This is a genomic window from Campylobacter concisus (assembly GCF_003048555.1).
Classification (GTDB): Bacteria; Campylobacterota; Campylobacteria; order Campylobacterales; family Campylobacteraceae; genus Campylobacter_A; species Campylobacter_A concisus_AO.
Window position 1 is genome coordinate 15,336 of sequence record NZ_PIRR01000004.1, and the last position, 19,952, is coordinate 35,287.

The window sequence follows — 19,952 nt, forward strand, 5'->3', positions numbered from 1 at the left end:
AAAATGAAGAATTTATTTTTAATCATAGGCGCTCCAGGCAGCGGCAAAACAACAGACGCATCACTCATCGCACAGCATGATGAGAAATTTGCACACTTTTCAACTGGCGATCTTTTAAGAGCTGAAGTAGCTAGCGGTAGCGAGCTTGGCAAACTAATAGACGGCTTTATCTCAAAAGGAAATTTAGTCCCACTTGACGTTGTTGTAAATGCGATCGTCTCAGCTATCAAAAGCTCGAATAAATCAAACATCATAATCGACGGCTATCCAAGAAGCGTTGAGCAAATGACTGAGCTTGACAAAGTCTTAAGCGAGCAAGATGAAATTTCTCTAAAAGGCGTCATCGAAGTAGATGTTAGCGAGGACGTGGCAAGGGCTAGAGTACTTGGCCGTGCAAGAGGCGCTGACGACAATAACGAAGTCTTTAACAACCGCATGAAAGTATATCTTGATCCGATCAAACCTATCCGCAAATTTTACAGCGAAAAAGAGCTACTTCACGTGGTAAATGGCGAGCGTGGCATCGATGAGATCGTAGCTGATATCAAAAATTTACTAGCTAAACTTTTATAAACTCACAGACCTTGCATCAAAATGTGCAAGGTCCCAAAGAAATATCATTCGAATATACTTATTTTTAATTTTATTTTAAATGTAACTTCTCTACAATTCTAAATTTATTTTTAACAGACCTAAACAAAGATGAAATTATGCATAAATTTAAATTTATAATACTACTTGCGATCATAGCTATTTTTACTTTTACAGGATGTGCCAAAAAGTATATAGAGATGGTTGAAAAGGATACCACATATAAGTACAGCAGTGCTAAAGCGGTTTGTGGAGAAACTGAACTTGATAAAAAGCTGGAAGGACACATAAATACATTTTTAAAAAAGAAAAACCAATACGGTGACGACCTAATCATAAAATGCGATATACAAAGAACAAAAAATGGAGTTAGGATCCTTAGACACTTAACCCTAGGCATAGGTGGTGCTGGCAAATCCGAGACATTCGCAGTCATAAATTTAGTCGATCAAAGTGGCAAAGAGGTGGCCAAATTTAACGTTACTGTCGAGATTAGATATGGCTTTCTTGGTGGTAGCGCAGATAGAGCGCTACCGATTACCGCTAAAAACATCTATAAAATTGTTACAAAAGATTTTATGTAAAAACTTACCTTTTATTAATATCATAAATGTACTATCCTTTAAAATTTCACAACCGATTTTAAAGGATAAAAATGAAAAAGATCATAACCGCTGCAATATCTGCTAGCATCGCAATGGCTGGAGGCTTCATATCAAAGCACTCAAGCGAAACAATAAGCGTAAAAGATGCCTTAAAACTAAACGACGACACCAAAGTTGTGCTAGAAGGTAAGATAAAATCACATATAAAATCAGACAAATATGAATTTATCGATAAAAATGGTGATGTTATTGTTGTTGAAATCGACAATAACAAATGGGGCAACATAACAGTCAATGAAGATACACCTTTACGAATAAGAGGTGAGATAGATAAAGACCTTACAAAAACAGAGATCGATGTAGATAGCGTAGAGGTTGTAAAGTAGTTAAATTTACGAGTATTTAATGCAAAAAATACTAAAATCAAGAAAATTTCTAATACAAAGGACGAATATATGGACGTTTCAAAGATCAAATTTGGCTCAAACCCAGACAAAATCAATGCCGTAATCGAAATACCTTATGGCTCAAATATCAAATACGAGATCGATAAAGATAGCGGCGCAGTCGTGGTTGATCGCGTGCTTTACTCAGCGATGTTCTACCCAGCAAACTACGGATTTGTGCCAAATACACTTGCAGCTGATGGCGATCCAGCTGATATTTTGGTACTAAACGAGTATCCACTCCAAGCTGGCAGCGTCATCCCTTGCCGCTTAATAGGCGTTTTGGTGATGGAAGATGAAGCAGGCATGGACGAGAAGCTTTTGGCTGTACCAGTTACAAAGATCGATCCAAGATATGAAGCGATAAAAAGCTACGAAGATCTACCAGTTGCAACACTAAATAAAATAAAAAATTTCTTTGAAACTTATAAAATTCTTGAGCCAAACAAATGGGTAAAAGTGAAAGAATTTAAAGATGCAAATGCTGCAAAAGAAATTTTAGACGCTGCTATTAAAAATTATAAATAATTTAAAGCCCTATTTTAGGGCTTTTCTCTTTTTAAATTTGCTAGTTTTATACGCTGCATAAAAAAGGATATTTTTATATTTAGATAAGCTTTTTCTTGTATAATACGATTTTCTTTCAACTGTGGGTTCATAGCTCAGTTGGTTAGAGCATCCGGCTCATAACCGGATGGTCCCAGGTTCGAGTCCTGGTGAACCCACCACTTACTTTATCAACATTAAAAAATTAAAAATTTTTCATCACTTTTCCTTAGATTTTAAAATACAAAAAAATGTTTAATAACCCAAAATTTAAGCCAAATTTTCTAAGCTCTTTCCAAAATTTCCTTGCGTTTTTGCCAATCAGGCATATAAAGCGCTAGATAGTCATAAAATTTCTTTGAGTGATTTGGATACAGTAGGTGAGCAAGCTCGTGAAATACGACGTACTCGATGCATGCTTTTGGCTTTTTGATAAGCTCTATATTCAAATTTATATATGATTTATAGGGATTGCAACTCCCCCATCTTGTTTTCATCTGCCTTATTTTTACGCTTTTGATATCTTGTTTTACTATTTTGTTAAATTCTTGCAAGATATTAAAAAAATATAACATCGCCTTTTCATAGTACCACTCATAAACCAAATTTTCTTTTCGTTTTATATCGCTTTCATCTTTTACAAATAGCTCAAGATAGCCACATTGAAGCTTTACACGCTCCTCTTTAGACTGCACGACTTTAAGCCGGTAGCTTCGCCCAAGATATTTAAAGTCTTCGCCACTTACGTATTCTTTTTTGGGCGTCTTAAATGAGGCAAAAAACGCACGCTTTTGCACTATCCATTTAGCTCTTTTTTTTATGATAAATTTTATATGCTCATCGCTTGCGGCTTTTGGCGCAGTTAGGATTGCTTCGCCATTTGGTCTAACTTTTAAGGTGATATTTTTCACCTCTTTTTTGATGATTTTTACCTCATTTAACATAAAAGCTTATCTCTATTCCACGGATAGTTTGGTAAATTTTTTCCTTCTCATCGATAGAAACGCCGTATTCGTCCTCGACATCCCAAAGGGCATCCTCCATAGCGCTTGTTATCTCATTTTCTACATCTTTATTTTTGTGCCATTCTGGTTTTTTGGAGGCCTCTTTGTAAATTTCATAAAATTTCACGCTCAAATTTTTAGCAACCACCTCAACATCCACAAGCTCCACATCTGCCAAAATGTCAAGCAAATTATCATAAATAGCAAATAAAATTTTCTTACCATTAAATTCTTTTGGATACCTGTCTTCATTTGGCTTTAAAGCACCAGTTATTAGGTCTTTTAGTAGTTTTGCTTTGGCAAGTTTTTCTTCCTCACTTAGCCTTTTTGCTTTATACTCGTCGATGATGTCTTGTATCTGCTGCGCTATTGATTTATAAAACGCTGGGTTTGAGTCCATTTTCTCTTTTACCACCGCGCTTACTGCGCTGATGATCGTGTCAGCCTTTGCATTTTTACCCTCAACCCTTTGCACCTCATCGTCAAATTCCGTCTCAAAGATATTTACAAGCCTTGTAAGCTCATTGATCCCTTGTGCATTTACGTAAGTATCAAGCAGCTTTTGCATCTGCGCTTCGTATTTGCCAAAGTCGCAAGCCTCGTGATATCTTAGCTGCACAGCCTTTCTTAGCTCGTTATAAAATTTAACCCTCTGCTTATAAGCTTTGATCTCCTCTTCGCTTAATATGTCATAAATTTTCTCACTTGAAAGCGCTAGTTTAAACGCCCTTGCAAACTGTGATAGCCACTCTTTAAAGTCATCTCGTTTTTGCACGTCCTCTAAAACCGCCACGTAGCTTTCTAGATCATCTTTAAATTTCACGCTGCTAAAAAGATCATCCAGATGAGTATAGTAAGTCTTAGCCTTTATTATCTCGCTTTTTACGTCTATCACGGCTCCAGTTATATCTTCTGGGTCAAAGCCACTTAGCGAAGCATAGCTAGTAAGCGCCTCATCAAGCTCACCTAAAAGCCCTCTATAATCAATAATATAGCCATAATCTTTCCCATCATAAAGCCTATTTACTCTAGCTATGGCTTGGAGCAAATTATGCTCTTTTAGCTGTTTATCTATATAAAGCGTGCTTGCTCTTGGTGCGTCAAAGCCAGTTAAAAGCTTATCCACAACAATAAGCAAGTCTATCTCGTCACCATAAATAAATTCATCCTTCACATGTTTTAGATACGCTTCCTCGCTACCGTAGTCCTTTATAGTCTCTTGCCACGCCTTTGCGACATACTCTTTATGCCCGCCCTCAAGCTCCTCGTGCTCGTTGCTTGATATCACATAAGCACTTTTTATCTCTCCAAATTCTTCAAATATCTGATGATATTTTATAGCGTCATATTTTCTTTGCGTTGCTAGCATCGCCTTAAAGCCACTTTTTTTCAAAGTCTTTTTGATGTGCTCATTTATATCCACAGCTATTAGCTCCAGCCTTTGCTCGCTTGATGCCACACGCTCAAACCTCGCCCACTTTTGCTGCAAGTCCCTTTTAGCTTCATCGCCAAGCTCTCTTGATATGAGGTCAAATTTCCTAGTTAGCCCCTCAGGGTCTAGCACCTCTTGACCCACATATCGCCCCTCGTAGAGTAGCGGCAACACGGCTCCGTCTTTTACCGCATCATCTATCGTATATCTATGAATTTCTCCGCCAAATTTAGCAAAGCTGTTTTTCTCGCGCTTTAAAAGCGGCGTGCCAGTAAATCCTATATAACAAGCAAGAGGCAACGCCTTTTTCATAGCCTTATGCAGATCGCCGCCTTGCGTGCGGTGGCTCTCATCCACTAGCACAAATATATCGCCATCTCTTATCACTACCTTTTGATTTTTCACCTTTTCAAATTTATGCACAAGCGTAGTTATCACACTAATGCCACTTTGTAGCTTTTCTATCAGATCGCTTCCGCTACTTGCTCGCCCTGCTTTTACGTCCGTGTTTTCAAAGGTCTCATGTATCTGCCCGTCTAGATCTATCCTATCAGTTACTACGATGATCTTTGAGTTTATATAAATTTGCTTTAAAAGCTTTGTTAGCATCACCATAGTAAGCGACTTGCCGCTTCCTTGCGTGTGCCAGATGAGTCCGCCCGCTCTTACGCCGTCCTTTACCATTGATACTCTCTTTAGCGTCTCTTCGATAGCGAAAAACTGCTGATAGCGGCAAACCTTTTTCATTTTCTTATCAAACACTATATAGTGCCTAACTAGCCTTAGCAGCCTATCTTTAGATAGTAGAGCAAAGAGCGTCATATCAAGCGCACTTATCTCTCTATCATTTATCAAGCTCTTTAAGCTCTCTTTTGCTTTTGCTTCGTCCTGCTCTTTCCACACACTATAAAATTTAAACGGCGTTCCAGTAGTGCCGTATCTTGCTCCACTGCCATTTGCCGCGATAGTTAGCTGGATGTATTTAAAAAGGTGCGCTATCTCATCTTTACCCTGCTCTTTTTCTAGCTGCTTTATGCCGTTTTTAAAGCTCACGCTTGATTTTTTAAGCTCGATTACAACTATTGGTATGCCGTTTATAAAAAGCACAAGATCAGGCCTTCTGTGTTTTTGTGCGTCGCTCTGGCTTACTCTACTTACTTCAAATTCTTCAGTCACATAAAAGTCGTTGTTTTGCAAATTTTCAAAGTCTATAAATTTAAAAGAGAAGCTCCTCTTCGTCCCATCTTCTAAATTTTCTTCTAAACTGGTGCCAAGCAAGAGTAAATTCGTGATCCTTTCATTTGCGACCATTAGCCCTTCGTTTAAAGATACCCCAGCTAGCTCATCGACCGCTTTTAAAACGTTACTTTGGCTAAATTTATATCGCTTGCCCTTATACTCGTAGCCATTTATCTCGCCAAGCTTTTTGGTTAAAATTTCCCTAAACAAAACCTCGCTTGTTTTACCGCCGCGAAGCTTTAAATTTTCCTCCCTGCTTATAAATTTATAGCCCAAGCTTTGAAGCAAATTTATGCTGTTTTGCTGGATCTTATTTTCTGAAGTATCTGGGGTCATTTGGTATCCTTATTTGGCTAACTTCTCTTTAAAGATTTTTTTACGATTTCATTATTATCGTATTTATTAGTATTGCTAATATCATTCAATAAAAACCTCAATGCCTCTTTAGTCTCTTCATCTATCTCATCTTTTTTAAAACGTATAACAGAGAAAAAATCATCATCTAACTTATCAAAATTCTTCTCCAGTAAATCCGCAGTATGCTCATTTTTATTTTGATTTAATTTCGCTATTTTAGCTGTTCCAATATAATTTCCATTATTCCATATATAAAACGAGGTTTGATATCCGTGGTCATCCCATGAATATTTTTTTAAATATATTTTATTTGTTTTGTTAGTATCTTCTAATTTAAATCCTTCCGTTTTAAGAACACTTAAATAATATTGTTTATCCCTTGCTTGATTATTGGATTTTTGTATGTTTATTTCTACAGTATTTTGCTTATTATATATTTGCAATTTTCCATTTTTTAAATTTAAACTAATTCTATCTATCGTAGATTTTATAATAGCATCTATCTCCGATCCATCAGTATAGTCAGCTTTGGCAATATAATTAACTCTATTTTGCTCCAAAAGTGTTTTGGCAGTCTCTTTATTTTCATCATAAACAGCAATTGAAGTTCCACCATTAGTTTTTAGTAACTTCATAGCTGGAACATCAGTTTCTCCATCACCTATATATATCATGTTCTCAAATAAAATACGTCTTTCATTCTCTGGTATATATTTATTAATTAGTTTATTGTCCCAAGCGTTAAGAATTCCTTTGCTTATCCTGTATAAATATTGAGTTTTTGTCGTATAGTTAATTGCCAAAGCTGGCCAAGTCGGTTTGCCGTATTCATCATACATAAATGATGACGCATAAATATTTTTAAATTTATTCGCTATAGTAGTTCCATCGATCATTTCTTTAGTACCTGATGATACTATATAATGCTCAATCGATATCCCCTTTTGTGCAGCATAATCATTAATCCTTTCAAAAAACTCTTCCACGCCGTTAAAGTATTTAACAGTTTTACCGTGTTTGCTAAGCTCCTCTCTTGTAATTTTTGCACCAGCACCATATGCTTTTGTCACAATCAAATACATATACGACAATATCTCATCCATATTGTTTTCTTCAGATAATTCTTTTACTTTATTCCAGAAATCTTCTTTTTTTATACCCAGTGTTGTTGGTATAAAAGAATTTTCTTGTATATTGCCTCTTGCCAGTGTTCCGTCAAAATCATATGCGATTGCCATTATTACATTGCTTTTTTCACATAACATGTTCTTGTTTCTCCTATTAGTAGTTTTTGCATCAAGCCTTGTTTTTGCTTTTTTAAATTTTCTAGCTTTAAATTTAGTAAATTTATCTCATCATCACAAGCCATTAAAACTTCTGCGATTTTTTGTTGTTCGTTTAAATTTGGAAGCTTTATTTTAAACCTTAAAAAATCCTCTGGACTAACTGCCATTCTTTCATACACGGTCCCCTCTTCAAATTTTCTAACTTTTTGTATAAAATCATTTTGAGTTAGATAAAATCCAGCAAAATCGTTATCAAGCTCATTGCAACATTCAAATGTTACATATATGGGTGAAAAGATGCCATCGCCATAAATATTTTTGCAAATTACACCAAATTTTAAATTTGCTGGATTGTAGCAAATATCGTTTAATCTTGTTATTTTATACTGCTTATTATCATCTTTTACTAAAAAATCCCTATCATATCTTTCACTCTTTGGAACAACTCCGTCTTTTGTTAAAGATACATGCTCCATATCAAAACCTTTGTTTTGATATGCTTTACGCTCTTTTAGAATTTTACCAAGCTTTGTCTCTTGCCACTCGTCTTTGAACTCGGGAAAGCGGATTTTAGCTGTGAGTAAATTTTGCATAATGGCTTTTTTAAACTGCTTTTTGCTTTCTATCAAATTTATAGTTAAATTTATAGCCTCATCCCAAGTAGATAAAATTTTCGCTATCTTTTTTTGCTCTAGTTCAGGCGGTATAAAAAACGGCATCTCTGACATATATTCCCAGTCTGCGCGCGGCATTTTCGTACCAGACGTTTTATTAGCGATTTGGTTAAATTTATCCGACTGCACTAGATAAAATAAAAAATCGTTCGTAACCTTTTTACCTTGTAAAACCCAAATTTCAGATGAGCAAACGCCATCAAATTTAGCTTGACAAAATTTTTGCAGATACGGGCGAAGTTTTCCGTATAAAATTTGTCCTTTTTTAAATTCGTTTTTTATACTTTTTTGTTCACCAGAGCTTATAAAACCTAAAATTTGACCTGTTTTTTGAGATAAATGTTCAAGCTCAATGCATTTTTTGACCTCGTTGCTTTTGGTCGGATCAAATTTAGACGACGATATTTTACAAATTTCGCCTAGCTCGCATTTACTCCATCCGCTTGGTAAATTTTTAAATTCGCTCATAGCCCAAGCTCCGCAAGATACTCGCTCATCTTGCTTTGAACGCTTTTTAGCTCGGCTTCAAGGCGTGAAATCTCAGCCTTTGTAGCCTCGATATCCACAAGCTCTTCTTCTTCAAAAGTATCGACGTAGCGAGGGATGTTTAGGTTATAGTCGTTCTCTTTTATCTCGCTAAGGCTTGCTAGGTGGGAGTATTTTTCTATCTCGCTTCTGTTTTTGTAGGCAGTGACTATCTTTTTGATATTTTGCTCGGTTAGCGTGTTTTGGTTTTTACCTTTTTCAAATTCTTTGCTAGCGTCGATAAATAGCACATCTTCGTTTGCGCGGTTTTTCTTAAAAATGAGTATGCAAGCAGGGATACTCGTGCCGTAAAATAAATTTGCCGGTAGTCCGATGACGGCGTCAAGCAAATTTTCTTCGATCAGCTTTTGGCGGATCTTGCCCTCATTTGCCCCGCGAAATAGCACTCCATGCGGAAGCACGACACCCATTTTACCGTTATTGTTTAGACTTTTTATCATGTGCACGACAAATGCGTAGTCGCCCTTGCTCTTTGGCGGCAAAGCATAACTGCCAAATCTCATAAAAGGATCGTTCCCAGCAAAATCAGCCCCCCATTTATCGAGGCTAAAAGGGGGATTTGCCACGACTATATCAAAGGTCTTTATAAGGTTATCTTGTAGATGAAGCGGGTTTCTGATCGTATCGCCCCACTCGATGACGGCGTCGTTTATCTCGTGCAAGAACATATTCATCTTGCAAAGCGCATGAGTTTGGCCGTTTTTCTCTTGTCCGTAAAGGCGGAAATTTTTGCTACCGACCTCTTTTGAAGCCTTGATAAGAAGCGAACCAGAACCGCAAGTAGGATCATAGATCATATCGCCATCTTTTGGCTCAACTAGCTTTGCAAGAAGCGTCGAAACCTCGCTCGGCGTATAAAACTCTCCGCCTTTTTTGCCTGCGTCGCTCGCAAAATGAGCTATAAGATACTCGTATGCGTTGCCTATTATGTCGTTGCCCTCAAGCATAGAGGGGCGAAGATCTAGCCTAGCGTCGCTAAAATCCTCAAGCAAATTTTGCAAGATGGCGTTTCTCTCTTTCGTGTCGCCGAGCTTGTTTTTGTTATTAAAGTCGATGCTTCTAAAGATGCCCTCAAGCTTGTCTTTGTTGTCTTCTTCGATCTTTTCTAGAGTTTTGTTTATTATCTCGCCTAAATTTACGGCTTCTTTGTGCGCCAAAAGATACTCAAAGGTGCAACTCTCATCAAGCTTAAATTTCTCTTTCTTTAGCTTTGCTTCGATCCTCTCGCTCTTGTCGCCGTATTCGGCTTTAAGCAACTCAAGTTTTTCCTTATAAAAATCAGATAGATACTTAACAAAAAGCATCGTTAAAACATAGTCTTTATAGTCGCTTCCGTCCATCGTGCCGCGAAATGTGTCGCAAGCCTTCCAAACGACGTTATTTATGATCTCTTGTGTGGTCTTTTGCATCTTAGTTCTCCTCTTTTATTAAATTTTCAAATATTCTTTTGTGATATTTTTGCTTTTGGACTGCTAGATTCTGCAAAATTTCGCTCTCCTCGCGAGCTAAATTTAGGTATTTTACTATCTTGTTTTGGGTTTGCAAATTTATGGCAGGTATTTTTATGTTATTTAAGCTTGCAACGCCTATCATCGCTATTGTAGTGCCTGAAACATCTGGCGCAAGGGCTCTTTTAACGGCGCTGCTGTTTAGATAATGCGCCACAAAATGCGGATCAAATATGTCGCTTTTAACCCTTATGCGAACCATCAAAGACGAATAGATAAGATCATCATACTCCTTGTCTATATAAACGGCGAAATTTGGCTCTCTAAGCCGCAACAAAATATCACCACGGCTTACTTTATACTCCTCGCTTATTTGCTCATTTGATATAAACTCATCGGCAAATGTGTCATCAAAGAGTGCATTTTCGTTAAAGGACTTTAGCGAGACTACTTTATAGCGAAATTTCTCATCTACGTTTTTGTCCGCCTTTTTGCGGTTTAAAACTAGACCGGTTTTTATATCAGATATGTCGCTTATTTTTATCATTTTAAGATGCTCCTTTCTGTATTATTTTAAAAATAATACTAATGCTTTTATGAGCGAAGTATAACAAAAAAAGTAAAAACTAGCAATATATTTTTATATTATTTACAAAATAATACATCAAATTGACGACTAAAATCTTACTTATTTTTTAGACATTAAATTTACAATATAATTTTTTATCTTATTAAAATTATCTCGCTTTTTAAAACTACTTTTGGTTATAATTACACCAAATTTGGTCGCAGTTGCGATTTACATTTGCATAAATTTATCTTCAACTACCATTTTGCAAATTTCAAAAGTCAAATTTCACAAGTTTCGCGTGCCGAAAATATCAAATTTACATTTCTTAAATCCCAAAAGGAGATTTCATGGAATTAAAACAAACCGGTATATCACGCCGTGGCTTTTTAAAAGGTGCTTTAGCCACAGCTGCTGCTGCCACTCCGCAAACAATGCTAGCTGGCTTTACGCCATTTAAGTCTGACTCGCTTCAGGTTTGGTCGTGTGGAGGCCTATCTGAAGCATTTAACGAGCTAAATGCCATTTACGAGTCAAGAACAGGACACAACATCCAATACACTGGCGCCTTTGCTGGTGCTCTTGGTAAGTCGCTTTTAGCACTTCAAAGCACGACCGAGCTCTTTGGAGCAAGGGTTTTAGACCTTTCTAAAAAACTTCGTAAAGCTGGACTTAGCCTCCACTTTAGGCCGCTATGCTTTACTGACTACGTCCTAGTCGTGCCAAAAGGAAACCCTGCTGGTATTCGCGACTTAAAAGACCTTGCAGAGCCAGGAGTTAGAGTGATGCTGCCTCTTAGATCATCGCCCCCTGGCAGTGGCCCAGTCAAAGGGATATTAAAAAACTCAAACCTCACTGATGCGGTGATGAAAAACATGGTCGCAAACGGATCATGCGTCATAAATATGATGTGCGAGCTAGTTGATGGCAAGGGCGATGCCTCGATCATCGAAAAGCGCCTAACAACGCACAATAGGTTTAAAGATAAGATCGAGTATATGCCCATCGATGAAAAGCTCATCCCGCCTGGACCGCTCACTTTTACGCTAAATATAATGAAATATGCAAAAGATAAAAGGCTCGCAAATGACTTTGCAGACTTTGTTTGCGGCACCGAAGGGCAAGAAATTTTTGAAAAACATGGCTTTACCTCCATTTATTCAGCGCGTGGGCTAGAGCTTATAGAAAGGTTTGGTGTAAAAGATGTGTAGTAGCTGTAATAGCGCATGCTCTAATAGCAGTGCATGCGGCAATGTAAATTTAAAAAAGAAAAGCAAAAACTCTCCCACAACAAAGATAAGACGCCTAGTGCAGCTCATCTTTATAGCAGGCATCGGACAATGGGCGTATTATGGCATTTTTAGATGCCCCTTTGTAGTGCCATTTGTAAATTGCCAAAACTGCCCTATTATCACCTGTTGGGGGCGGATCACGTCGCTGTTTTTTGGATTTTGGCTATTTATCCCAGCGCTTGTCATCCTCTTTGGTAGAGCATTTTGTGGCTGGGTCTGTCCAGCAGGCTTTGTCAATCAAATGCTTGGTAAATTTGCCTTTTTCAAGCTAAAAATTCGCAGCAAAAAGCTAATAATCGCTCAAATAGGCATGCTAATTGCCATAGCAATCAGCCTTTGGGTCTATTTCGTCTGGGGCAATCCTCGCATGATGATACCTATAAGAACGAGCGACGAGTACCTAACTGCCGTCACTTTGTCACTTCGCTTTGGCGAATGGGAGTGGGTCACTCGCACAGTGATCATCATCTCAGTTATGCTAGCCTCGCTAATTGTAGCTAACCTTTGGTGTCGTTTCGTCTGTCCATCAGGCGGCGTGCTTGAAATTTTGCGTAGATTTTCGATATTTCGTGTCTATAAAACAAGTGCTTGTGACGACTGCGACGCATGCTTGCGCAAATGCGAGATGGGGACAAGACCTGATGAGATGAACTGCACAAACTGCGGTGACTGCCTCAATGTCTGCCATGCAAATGCCATTAAATTTGGAAGGAAAAAGAACTAATGATTTTTCGCACTAAGGCTGATCTAGACAGCCACCCATGCTTTAACAAAAAGGCCTCCGCTAACTACGGACGCGTGCATCTGCCAGTAGCACCTCACTGCAACATCCAGTGCAACTTCTGCAACCGCATATATGACTGCGCTAATGAAAACCGTCCTGGCGTAACAGCAAAGGTGCAAACTCCAGATGAATCAGTGAAATTTTTAGAAAAGCTCTTTAAATTTAGACAAGACATCTCAGTCATCGGCATCGCTGGACCTGGCGATCCGATGTGTGACGCTGATAAGACGCTAGCGACCTTTGAAAAGTGTAAGTCCCACTTCCCAAATACCCTGCTATGCCTATCAACTAATGGACTAGCGCTGCCTGAACACGTTGATGAGATCGTGCGTCTTGGCGTGAGCCACGTGACAGTGACTGTTAATGCCGTGACGCCAGATGTTGGCTCGAAGGTCTATTCGTGGGTGAGATATGAGGGTAAAAACTACTACGGCGAAGAGGCTGCTAGGATACTGCTAGCGCGCCAGGACGAGGGCATCCGTAAGCTAAAAGAGGCTGGTATGCCAGTAAAGATAAACACCGTCGTCATCCCTGGGGTCAATATGGACCATATCCAAAGCATCTCAGCAAAGGCAAAGCAGTGGGGAGCTGACATAATGAACTGCATGGCGATGATACCGGTGCATGATACGCCTTTTGAAAATTTAAAATCCCCTTCAACCGATGAGATCCACCGCATCCGCAGATCAATAGGTAGTGACATAAATCAAATGTCGCATTGCAGTAGATGTCGCGCTGATGCATGCGGCAAACTTGGCGAAAGATAGCGATAAAAGGCACTGAATTTAGTGCCTTTTGCATTTTTGGTTTTTGGTTTTACTTGTGGCTCTCGGCTAAATTTTGTAAATTTTGTTAGATATCAAAGTTATAAAAGGCATAAAAAGGTGCTGTTTATTAGTAGCTAGAATGAGTTTTGCTCAAAATCAAAGTGGCTAAAATTCTTTACATTGCTTTGCAAAACATCTTTTTACAAACCCTTTTAAAAGCCATTTAAATGGGCTTTAAATCATACGTCTTAGTACTTTACTTACTATACAGACCTCAACCGCTACTATCTTCATCTATCTCGTAACTTTGATAGTCTTTGTTGATGCTTATGATATGAGCATGCCCTAAGAGCTCTTTTTGGGGCAACTTAACCATGAAATTTCTGCAAAAGTTTATGACTTTAACTTTGTTTTAAAAATATAGACGCCGTTTTATGCGGCGTTTAAATTTATACTCGTATTTATTTGCTATTTCATAAATTTTGTCTTAGCAAACTGCCTAAATTTTCACTTCTTTTAAATTTACAAGCTCAAATTCTGCCCAAAATTCGCATCCAGCTCCAGCTTCGCTTTTTACTCCAAGCTTTGCGCCGTGAATTTTAGCGATGTTTGCAGCAATAGCTAGGCCAAGACCGCTGCCTGTGTTTAGGCTTTTGTTTCTTGAGCTATCGGCTTGATAAAATTTATTCCAGATTAGCTCGCTATCTTTTTTAGAGATGCCCATGCCATCGTCTTTTACAGACAAAAGTGCGTGCGTTTTTGTGAGGGTTAAATTTAGCTCAATCTTAGCTTCTGCAAATTTTAGTGCATTGCTTAAAAAGTTATCCACCAGCCTTGAGATCATCAGCTCATTGCCAAGTATTTGGGCATCTGGTGCTACAACGCAGCTAAATTTTAGCCCCTTTGCGCTTGCTAGCTTTTTATAGTCGGTAGCTAAATTTTGCAAGATAGAGCTTAAATTTATATATTTTAGCTCCAAATTTCTGCCAGCTTCCAGTCTTGAAAGCTCTAAAATTTGATCTATCAGCGAGGTTATCTTTCTTGACTGCTTAGAGATGACCTCCAGCGACTCCTTGGCCTCGTCCAAATTTTGCGCATAGTTCGCAGCGTAGTCGCTCTCAGCCATGATGACAGATAGTGGCGTTCGTAGCTCGTGCGAGATGTCTGAGGTAAGCTGTTTTTCGCTTTGATAGACCTTTTCAAGCGAGTCAAGCATCTGGTTAAAAACGCTTGCAAGCGCGTGCAGCTCGTCTTTGCCAGTAGGTAGGTCGATACGCTTTGAAAAGTCCCGGCTGCTGCCTATCTCAAGGGCAGTCTTTGACATCGTAGTGACTGGTTTCATCGCGTTTTTTATCGTTTTGTAGCCGCCGTAAAGCACAAAAATAAACAAAACTGGCACAAAAACGCCCAGCGCTAGTAAAAATAGCCCCTCTTTTTTAAAAAATTTCTCCGCATTTATCACACCTCTGACCCAGACACCTTTGCCTCTAGCTGCGATATCGTAGTAGTAAAAGCGGTTTTCGCCGTTTTCAAAAAGGCGCACTGCACCGCTGTTCATCTTAAGTGAAATTTGAAAGTGTTTTGGCGATAGACCGCCGATCACATCGCCTTTTGCGTTATATTTTATAAAAAATATCCCATCATCGTATGGCTCAAATTCATCCATATCATTGGCGATTTTGGTGACTGATTTGGCTAGCTTTTTTTGGCTCACGTCCTCAAAAACCTCATCCGCCACGACCGCCGAGATAGCAATGAGAGCCGCCACGATAACGATGATAAAAAACGAGTACCAGAGTGTTACGCGCGCCGTTATCGGGATGTTTGCAAGCGCTTGCTTAATCCTTAACAACATAGCCAAGCCCTCTTTTAGTCTGGATCACCTCGCACTCGCCAAGCTTTTTTCTTATGTTTTTTATAAGCACGTCGATGACGTTTGAGCCGCCCGTGTAGTCAAAGTCCCAGACGTGCTCTTTGATCTGGTTGCGAGTTAAAATTCTGCCCTTGTTCAGCATCAAAAACTCTAAAATTTCATACTCTTTGCCAGTTAGTTCGACCTGCTCGCCGCTAAATTCGACTGACTTTTTAGAAAGGTCGATCTTTAGCTCGCCTGCGCAAATTTCACTAGCCATGTTGCCGCTGTTTCGGCGAATGAGCGTGCGCACCCTGGCTAGCAGCTCCTTAAAGTCAAATGGCTTGACCAAGTAGTCATCCGCACCCGCGTCAAGCCCCTTCACAACGTCGTCCACATCGTCTTTTGCCGTTAGTATTAGCACAGGGGTCGCTAGCTTTGCGGTGCGCAATCTTTGCAAAAATGTAAGTCCGTCCATCACCGGCATCATAAGATCAAGCACGATGAGATCGTAGTGCGCTACGGCGGTAAAGTCCATCGCCTCCTCGCCGTTAAACGCGCTATCGACGCTATATCCATTTTTCTTTAGGTGCCTTGTAATGACGTTATTTAGGTCTATTTCGTCCTCGACGACTAAAATTTTCATCCCTGCCTTACCTGCCTCACTTGGTTTTGCCAGCTATTTTATCAAATTTGACTTTTTATCTTTAGATTTAAAATTTCGCCATTTGCTGCGCCTATCTTAAAATTATATAAAAAGCCGTTAAATTTAGCCCTTGCATCATAAAAATACTCCGCTCCAAGCGTGCCAAAGCTTTGTTTTTTCGCTAGATAAATCGGCTCAAATTCCACCTCTTCTGGCTTTGTTTTTAGGCGCTCTAGGATAAGCTCTTTAACTCTTTCTGGTAAGATGTGAGCTAGCCCTACAAATTTGGCCTGCTCTTCATTTATCTTTGATAGCTCCGCCCTTTGCGCCTCGTCTTTTAGGTGGTTTGAAGCGTTTGATAGCCACACTCCAGCCTTGCCTGCGTAGATGAGCGTACCCGCTACACCTTGAAGCGAAAGCTCAAGCGCATTTTTAAAGAATTTTTGAGCTTTGCATTTCGGAGCTGTTTGGCTTAAATTTTTATCTAAATTTTCAGGGCTTTGCTCGCTCTTTCTTAAATTTTCGCAACTATTTTTATTAGCACCAGCCTCGGCATTTTTACTTAAATTTTCTCTCGCACTTTGGCTAAAATTTTCATTCAAATTTCTCTCTAAGACTTGCTTGCTAACTTTCTCGTTTAAATTTTGATCTAAATTTTCACTCATCTTTTTTCACCTTTATAAAATTTAACACCCAAAAAGGGCGCTAGATCACTTTGTATAGTTGCCCATTATCTCGCCAGTTTGAGCGTTTATGATCACTTTTTTCTCACTCCTGTCGCGCTTAAGCTCTACTTTGTATATCCAAGCACCATTTTTATTATCAAGCTCTGCCTCATCAAGGCTCCAGCCAGCCTCAAGTGCTTGAGCTTTGGCCACAGCCTCATCGATGCTAAGAGCAAATTTTGAAAAATCTACTGCTTCGATCGGCAAGATATGTTTTTTATTTTTATTATCTACTTTAACGATCTGACCGCTGTTAGCATCGATCTTGATCTCTTGTTTTACCCCATCTTTAAATGACTCTATCTTGTAAAAAGTCACGCCCTTTTTGACGTTCATCTCGATATCTTTGACGCTTGAGCCTGGGAAATTTTTCTCAGCTATATTTAAAGCATCCTTTGATGTGATAGCTGCTTGCAAGCCTGTTACCCCTAAAACTGCTGCTAAAACTGCTGTGCCTAATATCTTTTTCATTTTTGATCCTTTTATTTTTGATTTCCAACCTTCGTTTGGATGAGCGCATTATAAAAGCCTTAAATGAAGCTAGAATGAATAAAGGAAATTTATTTTAACTTCGTCCAAAGATGAATATCTAATCGCATTTTGATTACGAATCAGAACGATATACTTTGAAACAATAAATAAATCTGAAGGGAAATAAAGGGGAAAAATACAAAAATAAGAAAACTTAAAGTTCTTGAAACATCGTTAAAATCAGGGTTCTAAAATGATTTTTGAAGATAAATGGCTCCGGATGCTGGGTTCAAAAATATATAATTCTTAAATACTCCAAAATAGTCTATAAATCCCTAAAATACGCCATTTAATAGCTTAAGCATATTCTAAGTTACACTAAAATATCATACATTTTTACAAATTCCGGGAACAAATAGGGAACAAATTTAGGGGGGGTATTATGGCAGGAAAGCTTAAAAATTACAACTCTGCTTTTGGAGTCAATAAATATCCGGGAATTTTCTTTAATAATCTAGCTAGCGGCGACGTGGTTTTTTATATGAGAGTTACGCTTGAAGGCAAAAAGGCCAACGTAAAAATCGGATCAAAATCCGAAGGCGTAAATATAACCTACGCATATAATAAAAAGAAAGAATTCGACGCCAAGCAAAGAAACGGCGAATTGCCAGATAGCATAACCAAGAAAATAATAGCCAAGAACAACAAAAACTCGCTTAAATTTGATGAGATCGCAGACGCATTTTTCGGATTTAAGCTAGAAAAAGAACCCGATAACGCCGTCAATATAAAAGAGCAAAGACGAGATTACGAAATTTACCATAAGGATAAGTTAGGCGGTCTAGCCACGACGCAGATAACACCCGAGATGATAAATGAGCATCATAAAGATATTTCTCAGATAATCTCACCTAAAACCAAACGAAAGCTGTCGCAATCCAGGATAAACGCTATAATGGGTATAGTTAGGACGATTTTTAATCACGCTATAAAAAATGACCTTATCGATCATATTAGCCCATACAAGATAGAACTAAAAAAGCCGAGCAACAAGCGAGAGAGATTTTTGGAGCTTATCGAGATAGAGCTTTTACGCAAAGAAGTAGCGGGCAAAGAAGACTTTGCCCTAGAGCTGTTCGTTGAGCTTGCGCTTTGTACGGGAGCTAGATTAGAAGGAATTTTAAATATCAAGAAAAAGGATTTAGCGTTATCTACCAAGTCGGTCACCATAAGCGATTTTAAAATAAAGAGCACGTATACAGGGTTTTTAAGCAAAAGGGCGTTAGAAATGATAAATCAAATTTATACCGCCCTATCCCCGAACGATTTTTTAGTAAATAAGCCAAAAGCTACTATTCAAAACGTTTTACAGCCGTTACTAAACAAGCTTTTTAATCAGAATTTAGATATAAGCGACGCAACCAATAGAGTAGTCATTCACACCCTTAGGCATACGTTCGCTTCGCATCTTGCTATAAAGGGCACTCCGATACTAACGATAAAAAAGCTAATGAATCACTCTGATATCAACCATACCTTAAGATACGCTAAACTAATGCCAGATAGCGGAAGGGAGATGGTGGAGAGGTTGTATGAATAATTTTATGTCAAGTTGTTTATTCAGCAATAAGTATATAAAACAAACCGCAATTTATATCATATATGGTATACGGCTTAGTTATAGAGAAGGATTGCAATGCGGAGCGTAAAATTTGCAAACGAAGCCATAAAAGACGAGTTCCTAGGATTACCCGTAGAACTTAGACAACGAAGCCATAAAATGTTCGAGCTCTTAGAGGCTAGGGGGTAATACCTTAGGGGAGCCGTACACCAAAAGCCTAAATGACGGACTATTTGAGATACGTATAAAGTCGGATGAAGGTATAGCTAAAAGCATATATTGTTATGAAATCGGCAAAAGGATAATAATTCTGCTAACTTTTGTCAAAAAAACGCAAAAAACGCCAAAAAGCATACTAAATTTGGCGGAACAAAGATTAAGGGAGTTTAAAGATGGGAACCGTTAATTTTAGAGAAGTTTTAAAAGAAGAGCTAAAAAATCCGGAATTTAAAGCGCAATACGATACGTTAGAGGACGAATATAAAGCCATAGAAGCTTTAATAGACGCCAGAAGCGAAGCCGGGCTAACTCAAAGCGAGGTAGCTAAAAGGATGGGCATAACCCAATCAGCCGTAGCTAGGATAGAAAGCGGAGCGTATAATATCAAGTATAAAACATTCTTTAACTACATAAAAGCTTGCGGTAAAAGAGTGGCGATAGTTTGAGTGAGATTAATTATCTAGCAAATACTCAAGTCAATACAGAAGAAAATATTAAGCTTTGTTGATTATCAAATCGGGGCTTTTTTGCAAATACGACTGTTAGTAATTTGGAAAAAATAAGATCGTTATGGTATAAATATATTTTTAACACGATAAAATCGAGATTTTTAATACGTCTACAAAAATAAATACGGCTATATTATAACGATGCTTGTTTTATTAAATAATCTTAATCCCACACAAAAATACTCTTCTTTTTGATTTTTATTTCTTGCTCAAAAAACAATCTCTACTTTAATCTTTATTTATGCTATATAAAAACCAACAAAATCTCAATTTTTAAAATTTGTGCTAAAATACCAAATAAAAAAACAAAAGTAAATTTCCATA

Annotated in this window: 20 protein-coding genes and 1 tRNA gene; 11 read left to right on the forward strand and 10 right to left on the reverse strand. The window is 38.3% G+C overall.

Going from position 1 to position 19,952, the window contains the following annotated elements; genetic code table 11:
- Positions 1–3 precede the first annotated feature (3 nt).
- From CVS92_RS01065 to CVS92_RS01085, 5 genes are all read left to right on the forward strand, one after another.
- Positions 4–573 (forward strand): adenylate kinase, encoded by a 570-nt coding sequence (locus tag CVS92_RS01065; RefSeq protein WP_107788252.1) that lies wholly within the window; start codon positions 4–6, stop codon positions 571–573.
- Positions 574–710: 137 nt separating this feature from the next.
- Entirely contained in the window at positions 711–1,175 is a 465-nt protein-coding gene (locus CVS92_RS01070) for a hypothetical protein (RefSeq protein WP_107788212.1), read from the forward strand.
- Positions 1,176–1,246: 71 nt separating this feature from the next.
- Entirely contained in the window at positions 1,247–1,582 is a 336-nt protein-coding gene (locus CVS92_RS01075) for a NirD/YgiW/YdeI family stress tolerance protein (protein ID WP_107788213.1), read from the forward strand.
- A gap of 69 nt (positions 1,583–1,651) precedes the next feature.
- Entirely contained in the window at positions 1,652–2,170 is a 519-nt protein-coding gene (gene ppa, locus CVS92_RS01080) for an inorganic diphosphatase (RefSeq protein ID WP_021090924.1), read from the forward strand.
- 123 nt (positions 2,171–2,293) lie between these two features.
- Positions 2,294–2,370 (forward strand) — tRNA-Ile (locus CVS92_RS01085).
- 102 nt (positions 2,371–2,472) lie between these two features.
- Here the strand turns inward: CVS92_RS01085 and CVS92_RS01090 are convergent.
- From CVS92_RS01090 to CVS92_RS01115, 6 genes are read right to left on the reverse strand one after another with little or no spacing between them, the layout of a single operon-like run.
- On the reverse strand, positions 2,473–3,132 hold the full coding sequence (locus CVS92_RS01090) for a M48 family metallopeptidase (protein WP_107788214.1): 660 nt from the start codon (positions 3,130–3,132) through the stop codon (positions 2,473–2,475).
- Complete coding sequence (locus CVS92_RS01095; protein WP_107788215.1) at positions 3,122–6,199, reverse strand: type I restriction endonuclease subunit R; 3,078 nt, start codon at positions 6,197–6,199, stop codon at positions 3,122–3,124. Before CVS92_RS01095 ends, CVS92_RS01090 begins: the two co-directional genes overlap by 11 nt.
- Before the next feature lie 17 nt (positions 6,200–6,216).
- The gene (locus tag CVS92_RS01100) at positions 6,217–7,458 is read right to left on the reverse strand and encodes an HAD family hydrolase (RefSeq protein WP_199906394.1); all 1,242 of its coding nucleotides are present in this window, start codon (positions 7,456–7,458) and stop codon (positions 6,217–6,219) included.
- 2 nt (positions 7,459–7,460) lie between these two features.
- Positions 7,461–8,648, reverse strand: a complete 1,188-nt coding sequence (locus CVS92_RS01105; protein ID WP_107788217.1) for a restriction endonuclease subunit S — start codon at positions 8,646–8,648, stop codon at positions 7,461–7,463.
- Entirely contained in the window at positions 8,645–10,135 is a 1,491-nt protein-coding gene (locus tag CVS92_RS01110) for a type I restriction-modification system subunit M (RefSeq protein ID WP_107788218.1), read from the reverse strand. Before CVS92_RS01110 ends, CVS92_RS01105 begins: the two co-directional genes overlap by 4 nt.
- Before the next feature lies 1 nt (position 10,136).
- A complete protein-coding gene (locus CVS92_RS01115; RefSeq protein ID WP_107788219.1) occupies positions 10,137–10,721 on the reverse strand; it encodes a restriction endonuclease subunit S in 585 nt (194 codons plus the stop codon).
- A 371-nt stretch (positions 10,722–11,092) separates the two neighbouring features.
- Here CVS92_RS01115 and CVS92_RS01120 point away from each other — a divergent pair, with 371 nt between their 5' ends.
- From CVS92_RS01120 to nifB, 3 genes are read left to right on the forward strand one after another with little or no spacing between them, the layout of a single operon-like run.
- Complete coding sequence (locus CVS92_RS01120; RefSeq protein WP_107788220.1) at positions 11,093–11,953, forward strand: substrate-binding domain-containing protein; 861 nt, start codon at positions 11,093–11,095, stop codon at positions 11,951–11,953.
- Positions 11,946–12,758 (forward strand): 4Fe-4S binding protein, encoded by an 813-nt coding sequence (locus tag CVS92_RS01125; RefSeq protein ID WP_107788221.1) that lies wholly within the window; start codon positions 11,946–11,948, stop codon positions 12,756–12,758. Before CVS92_RS01120 ends, CVS92_RS01125 begins: the two co-directional genes overlap by 8 nt.
- Positions 12,758–13,585, forward strand: coding sequence for a nitrogenase cofactor biosynthesis protein NifB (nifB, locus tag CVS92_RS01130; RefSeq protein WP_107788222.1), 828 nt, complete (start codon positions 12,758–12,760; stop codon positions 13,583–13,585). The genes CVS92_RS01125 and nifB overlap by 1 nt, the downstream gene beginning before the upstream one ends.
- 499 nt (positions 13,586–14,084) lie before the next feature.
- On the opposite strand, the gene CVS92_RS01135 is transcribed toward nifB, so the two are convergent.
- The 4 genes from CVS92_RS01135 to CVS92_RS01150 are packed head-to-tail and all read right to left on the reverse strand — an operon-like array spanning position 14,085 to position 17,279.
- Positions 14,085–15,440 carry a sensor histidine kinase gene (locus CVS92_RS01135; protein WP_107788223.1) on the reverse strand — a complete coding sequence of 452 codons (1,356 nt, stop codon included), beginning with the start codon at positions 15,438–15,440 and terminating at the stop codon, positions 14,085–14,087.
- Positions 15,424–16,083 carry a response regulator transcription factor gene (locus tag CVS92_RS01140; protein ID WP_107788224.1) on the reverse strand — a complete coding sequence of 220 codons (660 nt, stop codon included), beginning with the start codon at positions 16,081–16,083 and terminating at the stop codon, positions 15,424–15,426. The genes CVS92_RS01135 and CVS92_RS01140 overlap by 17 nt, the downstream gene beginning before the upstream one ends.
- Positions 16,084–16,124: 41 nt before the next feature.
- Entirely contained in the window at positions 16,125–16,748 is a 624-nt protein-coding gene (locus tag CVS92_RS01145) for a hypothetical protein (protein WP_107788225.1), read from the reverse strand.
- Between the two features lie 45 nt (positions 16,749–16,793).
- Positions 16,794–17,279 carry a PepSY domain-containing protein gene (locus tag CVS92_RS01150; protein WP_107788226.1) on the reverse strand — a complete coding sequence of 162 codons (486 nt, stop codon included), beginning with the start codon at positions 17,277–17,279 and terminating at the stop codon, positions 16,794–16,796.
- A gap of 442 nt (positions 17,280–17,721) precedes the next feature.
- Here CVS92_RS01150 and CVS92_RS01155 point away from each other — a divergent pair, with 442 nt between their 5' ends.
- The 3 genes from CVS92_RS01155 (at position 17,722) to CVS92_RS01165 (ending at position 19,565) form a co-directional block, all read left to right on the forward strand.
- On the forward strand, positions 17,722–18,879 hold the full coding sequence (locus tag CVS92_RS01155; protein ID WP_107788227.1) for a tyrosine-type recombinase/integrase: 1,158 nt from the start codon (positions 17,722–17,724) through the stop codon (positions 18,877–18,879).
- 259 nt (positions 18,880–19,138) lie between these two features.
- The gene (locus CVS92_RS09115) at positions 19,139–19,306 is read left to right on the forward strand and encodes a type II toxin-antitoxin system RelE/ParE family toxin (RefSeq protein ID WP_234398677.1); all 168 of its coding nucleotides are present in this window, start codon (positions 19,139–19,141) and stop codon (positions 19,304–19,306) included.
- Positions 19,293–19,565, forward strand: coding sequence for a helix-turn-helix domain-containing protein (locus tag CVS92_RS01165; protein WP_107788228.1), 273 nt, complete (start codon positions 19,293–19,295; stop codon positions 19,563–19,565). The genes CVS92_RS09115 and CVS92_RS01165 overlap by 14 nt, the downstream gene beginning before the upstream one ends.
- Positions 19,566–19,952: the final 387 nt, after the last annotated feature.